16 protein-coding genes are annotated in these 16,447 nt (G+C 35.9%); 8 read left to right on the top strand and 8 right to left on the bottom strand.

Annotation, left to right across the window (positions count from 1 at the left end):
• Positions 1-22 precede the first annotated feature (22 nt).
• The 5 genes from GZ212_RS09860 (at position 23) to GZ212_RS09840 (ending at position 5,064) form a co-directional block, all read left to right on the top strand.
• A complete protein-coding gene (locus tag GZ212_RS09860) occupies positions 23-688 on the top strand; it encodes a carboxypeptidase-like regulatory domain-containing protein (protein WP_166959509.1) in 666 nt (221 codons plus the stop codon).
• Positions 689-691: 3 nt separating this feature from the next.
• Positions 692-1,696, top strand: a complete 1,005-nt coding sequence (locus GZ212_RS09855; protein WP_166959506.1) for a transglutaminase domain-containing protein — start codon at positions 692-694, stop codon at positions 1,694-1,696.
• Between the two features lie 143 nt (positions 1,697-1,839).
• On the top strand, positions 1,840-3,498 hold the full coding sequence (locus tag GZ212_RS09850; RefSeq protein WP_166959503.1) for a serine hydrolase: 1,659 nt from the start codon (positions 1,840-1,842) through the stop codon (positions 3,496-3,498).
• Positions 3,499-3,504: 6 nt separating this feature from the next.
• Entirely contained in the window at positions 3,505-3,981 is a 477-nt protein-coding gene (locus GZ212_RS09845) for a nucleoside deaminase (RefSeq protein WP_206080426.1), read from the top strand.
• A 42-nt stretch (positions 3,982-4,023) separates the two neighbouring features.
• Positions 4,024-5,064, top strand: coding sequence for a DUF481 domain-containing protein (locus GZ212_RS09840; protein ID WP_166959500.1), 1,041 nt, complete (start codon positions 4,024-4,026; stop codon positions 5,062-5,064).
• Between the two features lie 80 nt (positions 5,065-5,144).
• Here the strand turns inward: GZ212_RS09840 and GZ212_RS09835 are convergent, their stop codons facing one another.
• Positions 5,145-5,552, bottom strand: a complete 408-nt coding sequence (locus GZ212_RS09835) for a hypothetical protein (RefSeq protein ID WP_166959497.1) — start codon at positions 5,550-5,552, stop codon at positions 5,145-5,147.
• Positions 5,533-6,123, bottom strand: a complete 591-nt coding sequence (locus tag GZ212_RS09830) for an RNA polymerase sigma factor (RefSeq protein ID WP_166959494.1) — start codon at positions 6,121-6,123, stop codon at positions 5,533-5,535. The genes GZ212_RS09835 and GZ212_RS09830 overlap by 20 nt, the downstream gene beginning before the upstream one ends.
• 137 nt (positions 6,124-6,260) lie before the next feature.
• Here GZ212_RS09830 and GZ212_RS09825 point away from each other — a divergent pair, with 137 nt between their 5' ends.
• On the top strand, positions 6,261-6,608 hold the full coding sequence (locus GZ212_RS09825; RefSeq protein ID WP_166959491.1) for a DUF6249 domain-containing protein: 348 nt from the start codon (positions 6,261-6,263) through the stop codon (positions 6,606-6,608).
• A 58-nt stretch (positions 6,609-6,666) separates the two neighbouring features.
• Here GZ212_RS09825 and GZ212_RS09820 read toward each other — a convergent pair whose 3' ends face one another.
• Complete coding sequence (locus GZ212_RS09820; protein WP_166959488.1) at positions 6,667-8,112, bottom strand: hypothetical protein; 1,446 nt, start codon at positions 8,110-8,112, stop codon at positions 6,667-6,669.
• A 214-nt stretch (positions 8,113-8,326) separates the two neighbouring features.
• Here GZ212_RS09820 and GZ212_RS09815 point away from each other — a divergent pair, with 214 nt between their 5' ends.
• A complete protein-coding gene (locus GZ212_RS09815; RefSeq protein ID WP_166959485.1) occupies positions 8,327-8,878 on the top strand; it encodes a hypothetical protein in 552 nt (183 codons plus the stop codon).
• Between the two features lie 35 nt (positions 8,879-8,913).
• Positions 8,914-10,089, top strand: a complete 1,176-nt coding sequence (locus GZ212_RS09810) for a porin (protein ID WP_166959482.1) — start codon at positions 8,914-8,916, stop codon at positions 10,087-10,089.
• 62 nt (positions 10,090-10,151) lie between these two features.
• Here GZ212_RS09810 and GZ212_RS09805 read toward each other — a convergent pair whose 3' ends face one another.
• From GZ212_RS09805 to GZ212_RS09785, 5 genes are all read right to left on the bottom strand, one after another.
• Entirely contained in the window at positions 10,152-11,201 is a 1,050-nt protein-coding gene (locus GZ212_RS09805; RefSeq protein ID WP_166959480.1) for a DUF6515 family protein, read from the bottom strand.
• 15 nt (positions 11,202-11,216) lie between these two features.
• Positions 11,217-11,960 carry a DUF2092 domain-containing protein gene (locus GZ212_RS09800; protein WP_166959476.1) on the bottom strand — a complete coding sequence of 248 codons (744 nt, stop codon included), beginning with the start codon at positions 11,958-11,960 and terminating at the stop codon, positions 11,217-11,219.
• Positions 11,961-12,199: 239 nt separating this feature from the next.
• On the bottom strand, positions 12,200-12,955 hold the full coding sequence (locus GZ212_RS09795; protein WP_166959473.1) for a DUF2490 domain-containing protein: 756 nt from the start codon (positions 12,953-12,955) through the stop codon (positions 12,200-12,202).
• Positions 12,956-13,052: 97 nt separating this feature from the next.
• Positions 13,053-14,633 carry an arylsulfatase gene (locus GZ212_RS09790; RefSeq protein WP_166959470.1) on the bottom strand — a complete coding sequence of 527 codons (1,581 nt, stop codon included), beginning with the start codon at positions 14,631-14,633 and terminating at the stop codon, positions 13,053-13,055.
• Positions 14,634-14,705: 72 nt separating this feature from the next.
• Positions 14,706-16,415 carry an amidohydrolase gene (locus GZ212_RS09785; RefSeq protein WP_166959467.1) on the bottom strand — a complete coding sequence of 570 codons (1,710 nt, stop codon included), beginning with the start codon at positions 16,413-16,415 and terminating at the stop codon, positions 14,706-14,708.
• Positions 16,416-16,447: the final 32 nt, after the last annotated feature.

Below are 16,447 nucleotides of genomic sequence, written 5' to 3'. Positions count from 1 at the left end.
AGAAACTTTAAATTTCTAAATCATGAAAAATCAAATTAACTTAAACATCAAAACACCTTGCCAAGAGGATTTCAATTCATTTAGCAAAACCCCTAATGGTAAATTTTGTCAATCCTGCAAGCACGAAGTAGTCGATTTTACGACTATGGACCATAAAGAAATCTCTCTTTACTTCAGTTCAAAAGAGAATAATAATACCTGTGGTAGATTTAAGCAATCACAATTAGCCGCTTTTACAATTCCGGTAAGCAAGACTAAGATTAATTTCTTTAAAGGCATTGGATTGGCTTGTATTTCCTTTTTCTCTCTACACAATTTACAAGCCCAAGATGTAATCAAACAAACAGACCCCATGAACAATAGCACCAACATTCAAAACCAAGTTGCAAATAGTCCTGTAAAAGTTTCAGGTATGGTTACAGAAGATTCAATACCATTACCTGGTGTAAACATTCTTTTACAGGAAACGAATATTGGAACAACCTCAAATTTTGATGGGTATTTTGAGTTTCCTAAAAAATTAAAAAAAGGCGATGTGCTTTTGTTTAGCTTTATAGGCATGGAATCCCAAAAGGTAGTTATAGAAGATGAATCTTCACCTCAATTAGAACTAAAAGTCAACATGAATTCCGATTCCTATATCTTAATGGGAAAAGTTGCTGTAAAAGAAGTTTATAAATCCAAGTAAATAATGAAGTATTCCTTTTTGATAGGCTTGTTCTTCATTTGGAAGTTAAGCTTTGGGCAAATTTTAGATTTCAAAACGGTAGATTTTTCAAAGGCCGATTACATGGCCAAATTAAATCACGGCAGGAGCCTTGACAATTTACCATTACTTGCTCAGCGCTTAACTTCCAATCTCACCACTGATGTTGAAAAATTCAGAGCTATTTATACGTGGGTTTGTTATAATATTCGAGGGGATGCTGCTCAGGATTCTAAGGTTAGTAGGAAACGGAAAAAATTTAAAAATGATAGTATTTCATATTTAGACTGGAATGACTCCTTCAAAAAAAAGGCGTTTAAACAGCTTCTCAAAAATAAAAAAACCATGTGCACGGGTTATGCTTATTTAATAAAGGAGTTATGCTTTTTAGCGAATATTGAATGTCAGATTATTAATGGATATGCACGAACAGCCGAGGCCAATATTGAAGAACTTGATATCGCAAATCATTCTTGGAATGCAGTGAAACTAAATAATAAGTGGTATTTATGTGACGCTACTTGGTCCAGTGGATATTTTATAAGGGATGTATTCATTAAAGATTTTAATGAAGGTTACTTTTTAGCAGATCCTGTGCTTTTTTCCCTTAGCCATCGCCCGTTGGACAACCAATGGTTACTCAATAATGATCTGGCTAAAAATCCATTTACTCCCGCCCCTATCGTTTATGGAGAAACCTTTAAAAACCAAATAGTCCCAGTTTATCCAAGGGAATTCCATATTTCAACCAAGAAGGGTCAGGAAGTTACGTTTAGCTTACATCCTCTAAATCCTAAATTTGAAGATTCCATCTCCCTGGTACATTTTGTAGGTGTTGAACAACGACCCTTTTCTATTTATGATATAAAATATGAAGGCGAAAAGATTTCCTTTAAATATACTTTTAAACATAAGGGCACTTATGATGTCCATTTAAAAGTTGGCGATGACATTGTGGCCACACACACAGTGCGGGTTGGTAACAAATAAAAAAGTCCTGAACCTGTTTAATTAATGAAAGGGTAGCGTTTAAAATAAATGAGAATGGAATCCCAAAACCACAACCCTCTATTTTTAAACCACTTGAAGTAAATTGTCCCTAATTTTTGTATTTTTAATTAAACAATTTTCTCATGACCATTTCAAAAATCCCTCAACCATTTCTACTGTTCCTTTTTCTGTCAACAATTTTAAATGCCAGTCTTTTCGCCCAATCCATTGAAGATGACATAAGCCACTTAGCTAGTAAAGAATATCCCGAAGGAGGACCAGGGGTATCTATTTTAGTAGCCAAAAATGGGAAACCCATTTATAAAGAAGCATTTGGAATGGCCAGTATCGAATTGAACGTTCCTATGAAACCTGACAATGTATTTGAAATTGGCTCTATTACCAAACAGTTTACTGCAATTGCTGTTCTTATGTTAAAAGAACAAGGAAAGCTGAAGCTTGAAGATGACATTACAAAGTTCCTTCCAGATTACCCAACACATGGAAAGTCAATCACGATTCACCATCTTCTTAATCATACCTCGGGCATCAAAAGCTATACAGATATGCCCAGTTTTATTCAAGAAGCACGAACCGACTTTACGCCGCAGGAATTGATCGACACCTTTAAAAACGAACCCATGGATTTTGAGCCGGGAGAAAAGTTTAGATACAATAATTCTGGATATATCCTTTTAGGTTATATCATTGAAAAAGCAAGCGGTGAAACCTATGAAGATTTTATTGACAACCATATTTTTAAACCATTGGGCATGTCTAGTTCCTATTATGGCTCCAACTTAGAAATAATAATGAATAGGGCCTCTGGATACCAACAAGTGGAACAAGGGTTTGCCAACTCAAATTATATTAGCATGACCATTCCTTATGCAGCCGGTTCTTTGATGTCTACCACCTCAGACCTATTGAAATGGCAGAATGCCCTTAACTCTTACAAACTGATCACCAAGGCCTCCTATGAATTGGCCATTCACGGTTCTACCCTTAACAATGGTGAGCATATTGATTATGGGTATGGCTTAAGTGAAATGACTATTCAAGGTTCCCAAGCCATTACACATGGAGGGGGTATTTTTGGTTATACAACCATGGGAATTTATTTTCCAAAAGAAGACATATTTGTTTCTGCTTTAAGTAATTGTTCCTGTAAAAATGTAACTGGTTTAGCCAATAAAATTGCAGCCATCGCGATTGGAAAACCGTTTCCTAATGTGGACGACGCTATTATTTTAAATGAGACCCAATTAAATAAATGGTTAGGTGCTTATCAATTTGAAAATGATATTGTAAGACATATCACTTTAGACGAAGGCAAACTATACAGTCAAAGAGAAGGAAGCACCAAGCTTCCTATTTTTCCATTATCAGAGAATCAATATCTATTTGAAGATGTTATTTATACGTATGATTTTTTTGAGGAAGACGGTGTCAAAAAGGTTACATTCAAATCACCATCCAATACCCAAATAGGCATCTTCACAAACAAACTTCCTCCTGCGGAAAGAAAAACTATCACCTTGACCGAAAAAGAAATAGAGCCCTATGTTGGTAAATATGAATTGATGCCTGGATTCATACTTACCTTTACCAAAAATGGAAACAAACTTTTCACCCAAGCTACAGGACAGCCGCAATTTGAGGTTTTCCCTGAAAGTAAAGACACCTTTTTTCTAAAAGTAGTTGAAGCGAAAATCATATTTAAAAAAGACTCTCAAGGTAAAATTACCAGTCTTGATTTACACCAAAATGGCGTCATTCAGAATGCCAAAAAAATTGAATAAAGCCTGATGACCATTCAAGACAAAGAATTTATGCAAAGAGCTATTGACTTAGCTAAGGAGGGCATGGATAAAAATGCAGGAGGCCCATTTGGTTGTGTGATTGTGAAAAATGGAAACATCATAGCCGAGGCACATAACTGTGTTACATCCTCCAATGACCCTACAGCCCATGCAGAAGTAACAGCCATAAGGAATGCATGTCAACATTTAAACGATTTTCAACTTGAAGATTGTGTTATTTATACCTCATGTGAACCCTGCCCCATGTGTTTAGGTGCCATTTATTGGGCACGTCCCAAAAAAGTTTTTTACGCATGCAATAAAGATGATGCTCGTGAAATTGGCTTTGATGACCATTTTATTTATGAGGAAATAGATAAAAAGACAACTGAAAGATTGATACCATTTCAACAAATATTGCAAGAAAATGGCATAAAAATCTTTGAAAATTGGAAGGAAAAAATTGACAAAACTCCCTATTAATTTTTTATCTTTAGTACTCGCAATTACCTGACCAGCAATATTATGAAAAGACATCTAATTCAATCTCCGTTTCTTTACTTTCTATTATTTATGCTTTGTAATCTTCAATTAATGGGACAAAATGATACCATTGTTCTTAAAAACAAGGACAAATTGGTTGGAGAAATAAAACAAATGGAAAAGGGCGTCCTGACTGTCGAAACCGATTATAGTGAAGATGATTTTACTATTACATGGGTTGAGGTTGGAGAAATTCTTAGTTCGCAATCTTATTTAATTACCCTTTCGGATGGTAGAAGAATTAGTGGCACCATTCATACAATAGATGATCATTTTGGTAAAGTTTTAATTAAAGGAGACGGTGAGGAATTTGAAGCCGACATTTCCGATATTGTATTTCTGAAAGCTGTAAAAAGTAGTTTTAAATCCAGATTGACCGCATCTCTTTCTGTAGGTTTCAACTACACTAAAAGTAATAATCTGTCACAATTTACTGTTAGGAGTACCATTAGTTACACCACTTTTAGATGGTTACTTACAGGAAGCTACAATTCGGTGAGAAGCAATCAAGACAATGTGAGCGAAACACATCGTACAGATGCCAATGTTACCTACAAGTATTTCATGAATAAAAATAGGTATTATGAATTAACCTCTGCTTGGTTATCTAATGATGAACAATTGTTAAAATTACGTACCACTATCAGAAGTGGTTTGGGACAATATTTTATAAGAAATAATAAACTTTATTTAGGTGCTGGTGTAGGTTTAGCTTGGAACAACGAACAGTTTATTCCAGAAGCCAATCAAAGTGTTCAAAATTCAATGGAAGCCTATGGTGCAGTAGTTTTCAACATGTTTGATGTTAAAGATTTTAGTTTGAATACCAGTTTGGCAGTCTATCCTAGCTTAACGGAAGGTAGTCGTATAAGATGTGATTACACACTAGACCTCAAATATGATCTCCCTCTAGACTTTTTTATAAAATTGGGTCTGACCTATAACTATGATAGCAAACCAGTAGCTGGAGCTTCTACGAGTGATTATATTTTTCAAACAACTTTCGGCTGGGAATTCAACTAAACTATGTTGATAAAAAAACAGGTGTTTCTTTCACCTTTTATTCACACAAATTTAAAAGAGGTGTGCTTTTGAGTTCTTTATTAAAAACCAAGTCGTTTGTTATAAAAATGTTTCATCCAACTTACTTGAACCAACAACATCAAACCTAGAACCAATAAGGCGTACATGACTACTTGAGGCCAGTTTGTAGAAAAAGAAATTGCTGGAAGATTAAAGAATTGATCAAAGTCTATTTGACTAAACCATGAACTATTAACCAGGGTTGTTTTAGAAACCAAATATCCCATAAACGCCAGAAACAAACCACCTATTACAAACCAAACAGGCTTTGAAATTAAAGGTTTGTACTGAATTAACTCTTTCTCCCTCTTATTAGGAAGATTATCCATAACATGTGATAAAAAATCATTAGAGGGACTGTCCAACTCTGTTGATGACATGATTCTTTTAACAAATGCATCCAATTCTTTATTTTCTCGCTCTTCCATAACTTTCAATAATTTCTGGTTCCAGTTGGCTCTTTAGAATTGACGCCAGCTTTTTCCTAATTCGAAATAACTTAACCTTGACATGATTTGATTCGAGCGAAACAATCTTTGAAATTTCGTCCATACTCAAATCTTCAAAATAATATAATGTAATCAAAAACGCATCCTCACTAGTCAACTGTTCTAAACAAAATTGTATTTTCTGCTTTTGTTCCTGTTCCACCAACTGATTAAATGCATTTTCCATTACTTCCACCTGTATAGGCCTGTCTCCATCCATAGATACATCTAAATAATGTCTTTTGTTCTTTTTCAATCTATCTAAACAAGCATGATAAGCTATCCTATAAATCCAAGTTGATAATTTAGAGTCTCCTTTAAAATTTGACAAAGACTTATATACTTTAATGAACGTATCTTGAGACACCTCTTCAGCTTCTTCACGATGTTTCATCATTCTTAAAGCTAAAGTAAAAACCAAATCCTTATAGCGATCTACCAGTATAGCAAATTGCTTACTGTCACCGGCATTAATTTGATTGATGATTATTTCGTCGCTGGTTGGTGTCATGTTTTCTTTGGACGACACCACTACTCAAACGGTTACAAATGAAATAAAAATATTTTTTGAAAAAACTGTAACCACAAGAAAAGTTATATCGTCATAGGCTATAAACAATTAAAATTAATCAATTAAAAACAAACAGTATGGGATCAGAATTTATCATCATGCCTCTTTTAATAGCGGCCGTTTTTGGAGTATTTTATCTTTTTTATTCTACCAGAAATAAAGAGCGTATGGCTCTTATAGAAAAAGGAGCCGATGCTAGTATATTTATCCAAGGAAAAAAACGAACAGCTCCCATTTGGAAGGTTGTTATTCTAAATTTAGCCCTACTACTTATGGGTATTGGTATAGGTATTTTTCTAGCGTCCTTATTAGACACTTATTCATCATTAGCTTCTGATGCCATTTACCCAGCTACCATTTTTACAATGGCAGGAGTAGGTCTCTTCATTGGCTTTCATATGACTAAAAAATTAGATCAGGAATAAATCAAGTTACGTAAACTCTTAATAAGCAACCATCTTTTATCAAAGATGGTTTTTTTACTTAGAACTTTTTGAAAAAATAAGTATAACCTAGTAATAAACCAATAGAGCTGTATTTAGCCTCGGTAATGGCAGTAGCTCCTTTAAGAAGACTTCCTTCCGTAGGATTATTTAAATTTCCTTTTTGTTCATAATCATCCTTAGTTCCAGTACTATAAAGTAAACCAAGGCTCAAGCTACTATTCTCTCTTTTAAAAATAGCCCCAGCAGTAAAATGTAATAAGTCCCAAGAGCTTACTGTTGTTTTAATACCACCGTTATCTGTTCCCGTCTTATCCTTATCGTAATATGACATATCATTACGAACACTGGCCAATAACGATAAATGATCCTTTAACCGATATTCATAACCCAAGGCCACATTTACAACAGAACGCGCTCCACCCCTCACACTCAAAAATTGATCACTACTCAACTCAGGAGCTAAATCTGCCGGACGAACAAATGTCCTAGCTACAACATCCATGATTTCATAAGAATCCAATCCCGAATAATAATTAACCGATAACCCTAAAAAAGATTTTCCTTGATCGTAATTAACGCCTACCCCTATTTGAAGTGGCGACTTAAACTTCGTTTTTAATTCTGCCTGCCTGTCTGTTGCCACACCGCTTTGCCTATCAACACCATTAAATTTAACATTCCTAGCTGCAATATTAGAAGCCACTGTTCCCTGACCTCCAATATTTAGGGAAGGCGTAGTAAAGGTTGCTCCAAAGCTCCAAGATTCCATTTTATAAATAGCTCCTAATTTTAAAGCCATCCTTATGTTATAATAATCCACATTTTGAGAAAGATTCCCCCCCACGAGAGATTCTTCTACATCATTTAAGAAAATATAGGCCGAATAGTTTCTATTATAGGTTTGAGAACGCACCGTAAATAAAGCGCTTGCTCCCACAGAAAAATTTTCACTGATGACCCTACCTGCTCCAAAGGCAAATAAAACTTCACTTAACTTGGAAGTTAAGCTACTCTCACCTACTAACTCTTCCAGTCCCGGACTCTCAGCTTCTTCTATAACATCATAATCCCCATCAACACGAGCTATCCCTTTAAAACTAAAATCTGTAGGAGCCATAAAACCATATCCTAATTTCCATTTAGGATCCTTCAATTTTATCATTCCTCCTGCCAATAATGGTACTGTTCCTAAATTGCTGCTTTTAAAATCAGCTCTATCACCAAGGGCATTAAAGATTTTTATATTCTCAATACGATAAGCATTTGCATTTACTGACAAGGAAGTATTTTCTAACAGGCCCAATCCTCCAGGATTATAAAACACCATAGAATTGTCATCTATCCCCCCTAAAATGGCTCCTGAAAGTAAAGCGGTTCTTGTTCCAAATTGTTGAGAAGCATAATGGGTGTCTTGAGCATTAAGTTTAGAAAAAAAAGCAAAGGACATTGAAAAAATGACCAAGCGACGAAATGAAATTTTCATAGATAAGAATTTAAGGTTTGATCTTCCAACTTCAATTTTTTATTAGACAACCTCAATCTTACAAGCAACGTGGAAGAAAATAAAAATAACACAAGGAACTTTAATGTTTAGTAAATATCATGTAACTTACTACTAAAAATAAACAATTAAATATCAATTCTTTATAAAAATATAATTTAATTCCATGTCCTTTTAACAGGTACTCTATCATCCTATGAAAAAATCACTTTATTCTAGTTTTTTAATACTGTTTTTTACAGTTTGTAGTTTCGCTCAAGAGGGCGAAATGGAGTTAGAAAATGAATCATTTGAAAGACATCAAATAGGTTTGTTGATTTCCCATGTCCATACTCCAAACACTTATAGTGGCGATAAAAAACAATGGCGGGCACTCCCCGGTTTTTCCCTTTATTACAACTTTTGGTTCAATAAGCATTGGGCTATTGGTTTACATACAGACCTCATTAATGAAACCTTTCAAGTTGAGAAATATTTAAGCTCAGAGGAAGAGTCACTTTTAGAAAGAGAACGACCTATAGCACCGGCTTTAATGGGCGTCTATAAACCGGGAGAGCATTTTGCTTTTTTACTGGGCACTGGAGGTGAATTTGCCAAAGGGGACAATTTATTTTTAATAAGGGCCGAGGTTGCATACACATTAGAAATCCATAATGGACTGGAGTTTGAAGTAACTTTTGGAGATGATTTCAGAATTGATGCTTACAACACCCTTACACTGGGTGTAGGTTTATCTAAATCGTTCTAATAAAATGAATCATCACGTGGAATAAAACCTTAATTATGATCCTAAACACCTTAACCATAGGACTTTTAATTATAGCTTCATTTTTTTGTCTTGCTAGTAATGCCCAAGAGCAACCTAAAGATTCTGTGCTTCTCGATTTTCACCCCTACGGAAGCTTTAGAGCCCATATGGCATACTACGACGATGAGTTGGAACTTCAAGAAAATGTCTCTAGAATTGGTTTTCAAATTGGCGTCACAAATAAAAAAGGGCTTCGTTTTTTTGTTGGTGCTGAATTAGCGATGAATTTATTTAAGGGTCCTGTTCAGTTTAATACTGATGGAAATACCAATAGTGGTTTTTTGGCTATTCAAAATTCCCAAAACCGTCAGGTATTTTCCACTAGACTGGGTTACGTGGGTATTGATTTTAAAAAATATGGAACAATCCAGATGGGAAAGCAATGGAGTGTATATTACGACATTACTCAATTTACCGATAAATTTAATGTGTTTGGTGGACAAGGAAGCGCCACTTATGTAGGCAATTCAGATGGGGGTGGTTCAGGAACAGGAAGGGCTAACCAATCCGTTACCTATCGATTGCATTGGCACAACTGGTTTTTGGGTCTTCAAGGGCAATTTGACAGCACCTCTAACAACTATTTAGTAGATGGATATGGAATAAGTTTGCAATACGAGCTATTAGATGGATTAAAAATAGGTTCTGCCATTAATAAAAAACACCTTTCACGAAGTATTAGAGAAAATACCCTAGGACTCGATGGCAACCCTCTTTATTGGAGTCTTGGGGCTTCCTTTGAGAATTCCCATTGGAATCTTGGATTTGTTTATGCCTATCAAGAAAATGGTGATTATGCAGATACTGTAATTGAAAATGAATTGATTATTGGCATTTATGATGCTATTGGTCTGGAACTTTTTACCAAATTTAAACAACCACGCTATTCATTAATAGCCGGTTTTAATACGTATCAACCCAAAATTTCAAATGTTAAATTTCAATCAGACTTAAAACATAATTATATCATTCTGGGAGGGGAATACAAACCTTTTCGATTTGGATTTGTTTACTTAGAATATCGAATTTCTAATGCCACAGATGAATTTGGAGTTAGTGATTTTAATGTGTTAACGGCTGGATTAAGATTGGATTTAGAAACCAAGGGTTCCAAATTCTTAAAATTCCCAAAACTCTCACAAGAGCTATAAAAAAGTAATGCCCACAGTATCAAATACTGAAGGCATTACATAAAACAAAACATAAATGAAATTTATTTTTCTTCTTTGACTTCTACGATTTCATACATATTCTTGCCATCCACCTGAATAGGTTGATAATAAGTTTCTCCAAACTGCACATACGTTTGTTCTCCAATTTTAACTTCTTCTCCTCCTTCAGGCAAATGAGGAACAATAGTTCCGGCGGTTGCAAGAACAACAATATACCCTTGATCATTTTCTTCGTAAAAAGCGCCTCCATAATAGTAATTATTTGTAGTCTCATTTACCGTCACCTTTTCCTTTTCTTCAGGCAATGAAGGCACTTGCGCTCCTACTGGCGGCTGCACAGCGACAAACCCATCTTCTGTTTTAAGATAGTAGGTTCCATTATCATAGTGGTACTCAGCTTTTTCATCTTCCTCATTCTCATGGATAATACTTACTATGATTGCCGTAGTTGCCAAAGAGGTTACAAAATACCCCCAAGGATGGTAATAAGGTCCCCAATAGAAAGGCACATAAGGATGATAAAAATAAGGTCTATGACAATAATACCCAAAGCCACCAAAGATGTAAGGCGGTCTCACATAACGAACGGAGCTACTTCTTACTCTGGTATTTCGCACGTTGTAATGCCGGCTGTTATTGATATTGATGTTTACATCACCTCTATTTCTACTTCGGTCCATGTTTACCTTATTTCTATCTTTGGTTTTAATATTTGAGGTTGGACGATTTCTAGTAGTTGCATTCCCCCGGTTAACCGTTTTCTCTCGTGTCTTAATTTTGGAATTAGCCCTATTATTATTGCTCGTTCTTGAAGGGGTTCTATTCTGAGTAGCTCTGTTGTTTGACGGTTTTGTAAAATTTCTAGAACTAGTTCTTTGGTGTCCGCCATTAATGGAACCTCCCCTATTGGTAGGTCTTGCCGCGGGTCGTTGCATACTTCTACTTGGAGAATGGGACATGGTTCTAGCCCCTCCTCTTGAAGCTCCATGTCGCATTCTTTGAGCCTCCATATTTAAAGGCAGAATGAAAACTAGTAGGGTAGCAAACAATAATACTTTATAATTGAATGTGAATTTTAATTTAGATACCATTTGAAAGAGTTTAAATTAGGATTTAGCTAGGATACTGATCAACTTCGCATTGGGAGGCGGTGTGAAAGAAAAAATCGATTCCGGAATATCAGGATTTAAAATCCATTTTTCAAACGTAGCTTCATATTGCAAGGAATGGTCGTTTTTATAAACAATCAATAATTTTTTAGGTAGCATTTGACTATCATTGGTTACCCACAATTGGACTTGCATTTCTGAATTAGCTGCTGTTATATAAAAGCAAGGTGTATCATCTATTAAGCGCTTACCCATATATCTCACTATATCATATCCTTCTATGATATCATCCGTAAAGTTTGGATAGAAAAAATCGGCAGCTGGAAATTTAAAATCATAGGCAACGTGCATACTGTCGATCATGGTTAAAATGGTATCTGGGGCTTCCAACGTCACATAATTATTCTCGTTATATGAATAATAGGACAAATAATCTCCGTCATACCAATAACCATATTCCCCTTTATCTCCTTGAACAATGGCCGTAAATTTATTCGGTCCCACCATTGAAACCTCACTATGCGCAAAATAGGTGGATAGTTCTCCATGAGCATTTAATTCATCTACTGATGTTTCCATTGAGAATTGAACAGCTTGCAGATCTCCTATGACATCTGCCATTTTATCCAAAATGTAAATAGCAGTGGAATCTTTGTGTTTTTCGTTTTGTGCTAAAAGAAAACTGGGACAAAGGCAAACTACCAGAATAAAGAGTTTGACCTTAAAATTACAATACTTCATAAATGGGTTAGTTTAAAGTTTAAGATAATACGTCGTGGTGCACTAAGTCTTTAAAAGGGATATTAAAATTAGGCAAATAATCATTTGAAAACAAACAAATTAAGTTAACATCTAGCAATAATTTCTGATTTATAAATAGTCTTTAAAAACTCAGAAATACCATTCGAAGATTTTAAGTCTTCCCTAAACCAATTCAGACATCAATTAGAATATTCGAAGAAAGAAAGTAAACAAGCATCTTAAAAAGTTCTCAATATCCTGAAACGAACCACCAAATCATTAGTTCTTATCAATTTATTGTCGTCTGCTCCCTGTTTTGTATAATGGTAGGCCAAACTGAATAGGAATTTAAAATCTGGATTAACTTGATACCCGATACCAGGGGAAATTCTTATCACATCATTAAACTGGGACACTTTTACTAAATTAAAGAAAGCCTCTATGGAAACTGGAATGTAAAACCCACGGCCCTTTTGAAAAAGCAATCCTTTTAAATCTATAGTTCCGGTTACTTGGTACCTCAATCGTAATCCGAAGAACTTATGATTTTCATTGTTGGTAAACAAAAAACGTTCTTCCGTTCTTAAAAGCTGTCCCAAATTAAAACGCGGACTAATATTAAATCCTAGACTATAACCTTGAAATGGTCTAATTTCAAAACTATTTGGCTGATAATCACTCATAAAGAAAAAAGACCCAACCCCATACTGAAGCCCCTCACTATGTTTAAAGCCTTTAAATAAAATGCTGTCTTTACTGGTGCGTTTGGATGCCCGAAAAATCAATCTATGCCAGCTTTTGGGTTCAACTGTTCTATAGCTCACTTCTCCAACTAATTTACTTTGCTCACTTAAATGCCAAGATGGCTCCAAGTCAAACCATAATTGCCGAGTAAAATCATGATCCTCTATGGGGTCATCATTTTCTACTTGAGTCCAACCATTTGAGTATACAAGAAGGAGAACCGAAAAAATAAGGATCGTATATTTTTTCAAGACCAGATCTTTGTTTAGAATTGTTAATAATTGCTGCTTACAAAATAAAAAAGTCTAAGTTTAGAACTTAGACTTTTCTATTACTTGAATATTAAGGTTACTGATGTCCCTTTTTAACAACGGCATCCATCACACTAGACATATCAAAACTTTTACCGCCTTGTACTGGTGGGTAATCCAAAAGTGTTTTAATATGTTTATTCATTTGCTCTCCCATTGGGGCCATTAACCAAGATACCTTTTGCATAAGATGCCCATAAGCATCTTCAGAGTCGTAGCTTTCAAAAGGATCCATTCTTAAATTAAATATTAATGGCGCCGTTCTGGCCTCAGCTGTTCCATAATAAGTTTCCTTATATATAAAGTGGAATTTCCATGGTCCCATTCTTACGGCATTCAGCTTACTCTCATAATAATAATAAAACATATCTCTTTCCGATCTATTGGTTTCCCCCTTCCAATACGGCAGATTGTTAACGCCATCAATGTATTGTTTCTTTTGCTTCATCAACAAATCGGCCGCATCTGGCACACCTGCAGCAGCAGCTAAAGAAGTGAACATATCCATATGTGCCTGAATTCCATTTTTGACTTGTCCGGGTTCAATAACTCCTGGCCATTTTATCATACTTGGTACTCTAACACCTCCTTCTGTAGTCCCCATTTTTTCCCCTCTAAAAGGAGTAGTTCCACCGTGAGGCCAAGAATTGTGTTCAGGACCATTATCTGTCGAATACCAAATAATGGTATTTTCATCAAGACCATTGGCTTTTAAAAATTCCAACACCAATCCCACATCATGATCATGTTGCATCATCCCGCTACCATAATAATCAGCTTCTGAAGTATATTTCTCAGCAGCGTAACGCCACTCCTCATTTAAGCGCGTATATAAGTGCATTCTTGAAGTATTTAACCAAACAAAGAAGGGTTTACCATCAGCTTTAGCGCGTTTCATAAAATCTTCGGCAACAGGAATAACCTCACCTGCATCAAAATTTTTCATGCGCTCTTGAGTAAGAGGCCCCGTGTCTTCTATTCGTTGTTTCCCAACAACGCCAAATCTGGGATCATCGGTATTATCCATTTTATTGGTAGCCCACGAGTGAATAACACCTCGGGTTCCAAATTTCTTTTCGTAACTTTCTAAATCTCCAGAATACTCTTTAGCAAAATTTTGATAATCACGTTGCTCAGACTCTTCCTGAGTATTTAAATGATATAAATTACCATAGAATTCATCAAAACCATGCGCCGTAGGCAAATGTTCATTACGGTCTCCTAAGTGATTTTTACCAAAATGCCCTGTAGCATACCCCTCTGCCTTCAACACCTCAGCCAAACATGGAGATGCAGCTTGCAAGCCTAAGGCATCACCTGGTTGCCCCACTGTGGTCATCCCACTTCTTATGGGATACTGCCCAGTAATAAAGGCTGCTCTTCCCGCTGTACAGCTGGGTTGCGCATAGTGATCGGTAAATTTAATTCCATCATTCCCAATTTTGTCAATGTTGGGTGTTGTATACCCCATAGTCCCCATTCCATAGGCACTTACATTTTGCCAGCCAATGTCATCACCCCAAATCACTAAGATATTGGGTTTTTGCTGGCTCCATCCCAATAGTGGCAATAATACCACTATTGGGATGAAAATTCGTTTACGTAAAAAAGTACTCATAAATTTAACTTTAGAATTAATAACTTGATTTATTAGCTTTGAGTTTATGATAATGATCATTATCAAAAAACATTATTTTAATTCAAATACTGCTTCACCTTCTTTAATCGTTTTAAATACCTTTATGTCTTTAATTTTCATAGGGTCAACTTTTAATGGATTTTTATCTAAAATTACCAGGTCAGCCATTTTTCCCGGTGTAAGGGTTCCTTTTCTATCTTCTTCAAAATGTTGGTAGGCTCCCCAAATGGTAATGGACTTTAACGCCTCATAGGGCGTCAATTTTTCAGTCTCTCCAATTACTTTACCGCTTCTAGAAACCCTGTTTACAGTAGTCCAAAGAATCATCATTAAATTAGGCAGTGCCACCGGAGCATCTGTATGGCTCGTCACGACTCCACATTTTTCCAAGGCTGTTTTGATAGGGCTGATTTTATCACCTAGTTCTTCTCCAATTATTTGTTTGTGCCAATCTCCCCAATAATAGGTATGCATTGGAAAAAGCGATGGTATGATATCATATTTCGCCAAGCTGTCAATTTGATCATACCTAAGATACTGACCATGAATTAAAACATTTCTCCTGTCCGTATTTCCATATTTTTCAGCAGCTTTTGATATGGCGTTTATCATTTGATCAATGGCGGCATCTCCATTGGCATGAGTTAATAACTGCCAATTATTTGCAAAGCAGGTATCAACTATTTTCTGAACCTTTGCCTCATCTGGAAGTGCTGGGTACCCTTTATAATTATTATCTGCCCCAGGAGGAGGCATTAAATAAGGTTGCGTTCTCCAAGCTGTCCTTCCTTGTGGTGATCCATCCAAGGTAAGTTTATATCCAGCGATACGATAGTGATTTTTATAGGTTTTACTGAACCATTCGGTAGCCATGAGTTCTGGCCTAGAGTAATCAATATAAGCAGGTACATCAATTTTAAGTTTGCCACTTTGTGCAAAACTTGTTAAAGCTTCATGGCTCGAGGTAGTTCTACCTTCCTGAGCTGTTGTATAACCATAACTAAAAGCCAACTTTTGAGCGGCATCCGTAAATTTATCAATCTTATCAGGCTCGGTTGGAGAAAGTATCTTCAACATATGAGGAATTGCAGCTAGCTCATCTAAGGTGCCGTTTGGTTCCATTGTACCATTGACCCTTCTTATTTGGCCCCCTTCTGGATCTTTTGTTTCAGATGTTATACCTAGTACCTCGAGACCCTTACTGTTCACAGTCATGAAATGACCAGAAATATGGGTTGCCATAACTGGAATATCGATTGAAACTTTATTAAGGTCGTTTTTATTGGGGTGCCTTCCTAGGATGGCATCATCATAACCAATACCAACAATCCAGCCCCCAAATAAAGACGTATCATTATTTTCAGACCAATCTATAAGCTCAGCAACCAAATTATCAACCGTTTCTACTTTTCCATCGGGTTCAGCTAGTAAATTACCAGCCAATGCTTGGGATCCTAACGCTGAAAAATGAATGTGCCCATCAACAAAGCCAGGAACCATGGTTTTACCTTCCAGATCGACTTGTTTGGCATTTTCATAATTGGTTAAAGCCAAATCTTTTGCTCCCACAAAAATAATTTTACCATCTTCTTCTACCAAAGCTTCGGCATAGTCAGGAGCATCTCCTTCCATGGTAATGATATCCCCATTGAAATACATGGTTTGGTTTGAAGAAATAGCTTCTGGTTCCTTTTCCTTTTTTTGATTACACGAAAACAGCGTTAAAAGGGCAATGAAAATAAAACCTGATTTTCTTGTCATGGTTCATGGATTATTAATTCTTACTCGATATG

The organism is Mangrovimonas sp. CR14 (genome assembly GCF_011764015.1).
Lineage (GTDB): Bacteria > Bacteroidota > Bacteroidia > Flavobacteriales > Flavobacteriaceae > Mangrovimonas > Mangrovimonas futianensis.
The sequence above is the reverse complement of the archived record's forward strand: the minus strand, read 5'-3'. Positions and strand labels throughout refer to the sequence as shown.